The sequence below is a fragment of the Okeania sp. SIO2F4 genome (genome assembly GCF_010672385.1).
GTDB lineage: Bacteria > Cyanobacteriota > Cyanobacteriia > Cyanobacteriales > Microcoleaceae > Trichodesmium.
In genome coordinates this window covers 1-6326 of sequence record NZ_JAAHGT010000562.1, presented here as the reverse complement: position 1 = coordinate 6326, position 6326 = coordinate 1, and the positions used below count along the sequence as shown (strand labels likewise).

General features: G+C 36.1%; 5 protein-coding genes. 2 read left to right on the top strand and 3 right to left on the bottom strand.

What is annotated here, in order from left to right:
• Positions 1–143: 143 nt before the first annotated feature.
• Together F6K22_RS27540 and F6K22_RS27535 are read right to left on the bottom strand one after the other, a co-directional pair.
• A complete protein-coding gene (locus F6K22_RS27540) occupies positions 144–593 on the bottom strand; it encodes a DUF3574 domain-containing protein (RefSeq protein ID WP_293105424.1) in 450 nt (149 codons plus the stop codon).
• Positions 553–906, bottom strand: coding sequence for a cache domain-containing protein (locus F6K22_RS27535; protein ID WP_293105422.1), 354 nt, complete (start codon positions 904–906; stop codon positions 553–555). Before F6K22_RS27535 ends, F6K22_RS27540 begins: the two co-directional genes overlap by 41 nt.
• Positions 907–1055: 149 nt before the next feature.
• Between F6K22_RS27535 and F6K22_RS27530 the strand changes: the two genes are divergently transcribed.
• Positions 1056–2261 (top strand): Coenzyme F420 hydrogenase/dehydrogenase, beta subunit C-terminal domain, encoded by a 1206-nt coding sequence (locus F6K22_RS27530; protein ID WP_293105419.1) that lies wholly within the window; start codon positions 1056–1058, stop codon positions 2259–2261.
• A gap of 1484 nt (positions 2262–3745) precedes the next feature.
• On the opposite strand, the gene F6K22_RS27525 is transcribed toward F6K22_RS27530, so the two are convergent.
• Positions 3746–4945, bottom strand: a complete 1200-nt coding sequence (locus F6K22_RS27525; protein WP_293105416.1) for a calcium-binding protein — start codon at positions 4943–4945, stop codon at positions 3746–3748.
• A 302-nt stretch (positions 4946–5247) separates the two neighbouring features.
• On the opposite strand from F6K22_RS27525, the gene F6K22_RS27520 reads away from it, so the two are divergent.
• Positions 5248–5406, top strand: coding sequence for a hypothetical protein (locus F6K22_RS27520; RefSeq protein WP_293105413.1), 159 nt, complete (start codon positions 5248–5250; stop codon positions 5404–5406).
• Positions 5407–6326: the final 920 nt, after the last annotated feature.

The following is a 6326-nucleotide window of genomic DNA, read 5'->3' as shown; positions in this document are numbered from 1 at the left end:
CCGACCAGTACGGTTTTGTTATTGAGCCCTCCATTGATATTGTCATGCCTTTTGCTTATCAAAATGGTGCTGAAATTATTACGGAGGAGGGTGAAATAAAGATTGGCCAACCGGAATTCATTGAAGCCACGGAATTCATGATGTCACTCTACCGTGATGGATACGCTACCAACCCACCCGATGTTGGGGCCGGTTGGATGGGGGACGTATTTTCTAGAAGGCAATGTGCCATGAACTATTTCCGGAGTCGGATCGTTTTCAATTATATCCTCTACTACTTCAAAAGCGATCGCTACATCTTTATTAATAGTTTGTGCTACCCCACTACCAGAAAACTCTTGTTGGTAAACTCCCAATACTTCTTGAATTGCAGTTTCGTTAGCTTCGGTATCTTCTAATAGTAAAGTGACAACTTTAGAGCGCTCGCTCAAAATGTTGCCATCCGAGTCGCGCACTCGTCCTTGAGCATCGAAGTGAGTTAAACCTATAAAACGAGATGCAATTTCATTACTGACAAAGGTTTGAAATTGCTCGTCGGAAACCTCCCCTCCGTCAAAGTTCCGACCAAAATACAAACGCCACAAATTCGCCATTTTCATATAGGGGAATAGAATAAGTGGTTAGAGCTATATCCTCACCTGCACCACGAACATCGAAATAGGGGTCGCTCCATAAAGCTTCCTCCATTTCCACAGGTACTTGATACCAAATTGCTTGAGTATAGTCAAAATTATCAGCAATATCAACTCTCTCTAATCCTGTTTCGCCTCGGAAAACAAAGGGTGAAGAACTTTCCAAATCAGGATTATAAGCTAAAGCAGTTCCGAAAACTGTAGAGTTTTCCTCATCGTTAAGGTAGTTTTCCAGAAATTCGTATACTTCATTAATTGGGGGTATAGTGGCCATTTTTATCCAGTTCTCCTTAATTATCGATTTAGATGGCTAAACCAGCTTTATCCGGAAGCTGATAATTGATTTTGAAACTATACAGTTAGATTGATTTAACAACAAGGTATCCTAGATAAAAGTTACTAACTTTAACAAATCAACTTTCAATGACTATCTCAATTCCAAACACTCCCAAACACAAGAAAGCTAGAGCGCTCAGACCAGGTGCCCGTCGCCCTGCTAAAGAACTCTGTAGTGAATGTGGTCTTTGTGATACATATTATATCCATTATGTCAAGGATGCTTGTGCATTTCTTAACCAACAATTCGACAACCTCGAACAACAAACTCACGGACGCACCCGTAACTTGGATCAGGAAAATGAAACCTATTTTGGCGTTCATCAGGATATGATGGCAGCTCGCAAAAAACAACCTATTGAAGGCGCACAATGGACTGGTATTGTGAGTACGATCGCTTGTGAAATGCTCAATCAAAATATTGTTGAGGGTGTAGTCTGCGTACAAAATACTAAGGAAGACCGCTTTCAACCAATGCCAGTTATTGCCAGGACTCCAGAGGAAGTATTGGCAGCAAAAGTTAATAAACCAACTCTTTCTCCTAATCTTTCAGTATTAGAAGAAATTGAAAAATCTGGGCTGAAAAAATTATTAGTAATAGGGGTTGGTTGTCAGATTCAAGCATTACGAGCTGTAGAAAAAAAATTAGGTTTAGAAAAGCTCTATGTTTTGGGAACTCCTTGTGTAGACAATGTGACAAGAGAGGGTTTGCAAAAGTTCTTGGAAACTACAAGTAAGTCTCCAGAAACTGTTGTGCATTATGAATTTATGCAAGATTTTCGAGTACATTTTAAACATGAGGATGGAACGATAGAAAAAGTACCATTTTTTGGTTTGAATACTAAAAAGCTGAAAGATATTTTTGCTCCTTCTTGTCTGAGTTGTTTTGACTATGTAAATGGTTTAGCAGATTTGGTAGTGGGATATATGGGAGCGCCTTTTGGTTGGCAGTGGCTTACTGTTAGAAATGAGACGGGAAAACAAATGTTAGATTTGGTGATGAATCAATTAGATACTCAACCTGTTATGTCTCAGGGAGATAGACATGAAGCTGTTCAACAAAGTATTCCAGCTTACGATAAAGCTGTTACTTTACCAATGTGGGCAGCAAAATTAATGGGAGTTGTAATTGAAAGAATTGGTCCTAAAGGTTTGGAATATGGAAAGTTTTCTATTGATTCCCATTTTACTCGCAATTATCTTTATGTAAAGCGGAATCACCCAGAAAAATTAGAGGCTCATGTGCCGGAGTTTGCTAAGAAAATTGTCGGGCAATATAAGTTGCCAGAATAATTTTTTGGTGTTGGGTTTTCAGGTAATATTTTCTCAATATCTACGTTAAGTACGTAGGGGCAAATAAACCAAACTATGTAACAAAATAGAGTATTAACAAAAACCCTTGAGATTACTTTCTTTTTAAACTATTTAGTGACAAACAAAACATGAATAGTAAAAGAATAAACAGACCTAAAGCCCTTATTAGAATTAGTTAAGATCATGTAGCAGTCAGTGTATAATTTGAGTATGATAATAACTGACTGCTATAAAATCGAGCTTAGTCCCCTGCTCAAGATAGGGGTTGAAAAGTTTTTGAGAAATGGTATTATAGCAATCCTATTTCAGTTGTAATATTTTGGTAGTAGTTAGGAGGACTGAGTCGTAGGGGCGATTCGCTCTTCGCCCCTACAGTCCTGAGAATTTTAAAGGTTTTCCGTTAATATTAACTATTCTAAAAATTTTCACACATCATTTAGGATTGCTATATATAGAATTAGGTTATACAGTGTATATTTATAATTCTATAATTACTTCAATATTCAATATTTAATCACCCCCATCTCCCTGTCCCCATATCTCCTAACAACTCTAATAAGTATTCAAGCAGATTTTATATTATGCCCTATTGGGAAGATACCTATTCATTAATGGATAATGGATAATGGATAATGGATAATTACAAGAAGGTTAAAACCGTTCGGGAATTGAATATAAGGAAATTCAAGATCACTTTTCTCTTGGTCGATTGGATATGGCGAGGAGACCTCGCCATCCCTCGACCGCTTTTTCCCCTTGAAAGGGTCGGCAAAGAAAGCTGAATTATTTAATTAATAATTATTAATTATTAATGATTCGGTAAAGTCGGCTAAAATGATTTTGTTATACCATGCATGAAAAAATAATGTTACGAATAGTAAGGGCGATAAAAATATTTTACAGGAGATATTCCTTTGACAAAAAAGATGATTTACAACCTAAAAAATGGTATTAAAGCAATTCCCAAAATGACTCCTGACTCCTGACTCCTGACTCCTAAAAAATTCTCTAGTAATTTGTAGAAAACATTTACAAGATTAGTATGGCTAATATTTATACCATTTTCAAAAAATACTGTTACAGTGTTTTATTCTGTTGATAGGAGTGTTGAAATTAATACCATAGCAACCTTTTTTGAATTTGGTATTATACCTTAATATTTCGGTAAATTTTCAGAATTTAAGAGGTATATTGTATGAATTTATGGATAATATCAAGTAACATTAATTAACCACAATGTAGGGACGTTTTGCTGACGCAAAGGTCCGCAATTCAAGTCGGCAACAGCCGTTAACGAAGTTGTGCGCCAGCAAAACGCTGGGCGACATGAAACGCATTTTTGTTATGCAACGTCCCTACGAGGTTGGGAAAAGATTTTTTATTATGTTTTTCTTTCACTATTCTCTGTTATATGTTCCCTGTTCCCTGTATCCTGACTGTAGCAATATTTTATGAAATTGGTATTAGATAATTTCAAAGTCATCTGTAATGGGAGTATCTTGAGCAGATGTAATTTCTAAAATTGCGTACTGTTGTAGTGTTTTACTTAAGTCAACAAAGTAAAGATTGCCTGTATCTTCTTCGTAGACTATATTACTAACACCATTAAATTCTCCAATGTCTTGAACTATTTGTAAGTCCGCAGTGCTACCAGAAATTATCGCATCATCTATCTGAATAATATCCCCCTGTGTAGTACCTTGGAAATTCGTGAGAGTATCAACATTTCCTGGACTATTATCAAAAATGTAAACATCCGCCCCACTCCCACCATCAATAATGTCATTACCAATACCACCAATCAAGGTGTCAGCACCTTCACCACCTCTGAGAGTATCGTCACCATTCCCACCTAGGAGGAAGTCAGCACCAATACCACCCTCTAAACAATCATTACCAATATCGCCGAATAAAATATCATTGCCATCATCACCTAATAAAAAATCATTATCAACTCCACCATCCAGGATATCATTTTCTTTTCCACCTCGGAGAGTATCCCTACCGTCTTCCCCAAAGAGGATATCATCTCCTTGGTTGCCTTGGAGAAAGTCATTAGCATCACCACCTCTAAGGGTATCATTGCCTAGATCGCCAAACAGGATATCGTCCCCTTCGTTACCTTCAACGAAGTCATTATTTTTTCCACCGAATATAGTATCATTACCGAGTCTACCAGCGATGGTATCAAGACCTTCGTTACCCTGAATATAATCATTTCCATCACCTCCATCCACTGTATCATTGTCTTGATTACCATAAATGGTGTCGTTGCCATTTCCACCAGAAAGGTTATCATTATTTTTTCCACCATAGATAATATCGTTACCATCCTCTCCTGTGATGGTATCATCGTCCCGGTTGCCCTGGAGTTCGTCGTTGCCACCCCCACCTCGGAGAACATCATTCCCGTTTTTTCCTTGAAGAAAATCATCCCCTTGACTACCTATCATTGAGTCATCACCATCTCCTCCACAGATGGTATTATCACCCTCTAAACCAACCGCTACATCATTCAGAGAACCTAGTTGGATTAGATCATTATTAATAGTGCCATTTAAGCGGTTTGGGCGATCGTTGAATCCTTCGATGATTACTGTGCCTGTATTAGCATCAACTTGTATACTTTCAGGTAAGGTAGGATTAATTATTATTTCTGACATGGTAATTTTTATTTTGTGGTTTATGTTGACTATTACTAAGTTATGAAAGAGTTGTTAAATACTCTGAGTATTTTTTGATAAAAATTGATAACTTTGACTATAAAACCCGTTTGGTATCTTCATAAATTTAGCAAGGAGACAGGAGACTCGATACTGGAGGGAAGAAGAAAAAGGGAAGATCTGGGTAGAAATAATACACAAAATTCAACACTCCACGACTATGATTTTCGGTCAAAATTGATGCGCCAAAAGACTTGAACACCATAATTATATAGATCGAACATGGGTTCTATAGATCTCAAATGGGTTCTATACATGGGCAAGAAATTGACAAAAAAATACTACGCTTTTCTGGTTTAGTATTCCTTGTTAGGGAGTTGATTTTGTTAATTTGGTTGTTATATCAAATCCGTCTGAATCGTCATAACTACGCTCGTCAAAGTGATTCTCTCTCCTCCTGAATTCAGAATTCAGGCTCCTGACTCCTTTTGACTTAACTAGTCTATGACTGTTTAACCGGATTTGATATTAGATAATAATTGCCTTACTTGACAATTTATCTGTTTGATATTAAATAAGTATTTCAACTATCTAGTTTTACTAATTTGAGTTTTTATATCAGGAAAATAATTCAAAAAATCTTGAACTTTATAATTTTATTTTTCCTGGCTTTGGACTAAGATTTTCGATAATAGTTCCTGGATATTATAGATTTACTTATGTATAGCAAATATAACTTGTATTTATCATATTTTTTTGCTAGTTTTCACTTAAGTAAAATCATTTAGTTATTGTTTAAAGTCAAAATTAAATAGTCTGAAACTCAGAATAAAGGCGTATAGTGGGGGTTCTTAAATCATCTCCAATATCAATTATTGGATAAGTTTCTCTTGCCTCTTTCTCTCAGTAAACGGAGTTGATAAATAATTTTAAAATAGAAAAAAAATTATCGATATATCCAACTGTAAAAACATCCGTAAAAATACACAAAATAGAATATTTATTTTGTTTATTGTGTCATCTCAATCTAAAAGTTTAAGTATAAAATTAAGCTTTTTTATTTCCCTGTTCCTTGTGTCGTGAATGTAGCAATATTTTAGTAAGCATTCAGCTATTAGCATTCAGCTTTTCCTGGGGAATTTTTCAACGTACAGGAATTACTAAGGTTAGCTGATGACCAATTTCCTGCACCTGGGTCATTCTACGCAAACATAAGTTTTAATTCTCTTTGGATACTAATTCCTGCTTCGGTATGATAATGAATTAATAACTCATAGCTGAAGAGCGTAGTTCCTCTACAGGAGGCTAGCTGACAGCTGACGGCTGAATGCTTACATATTTTATGAAATTGGTATAGCGTTTCTAAGCCTAAGGAGGTACA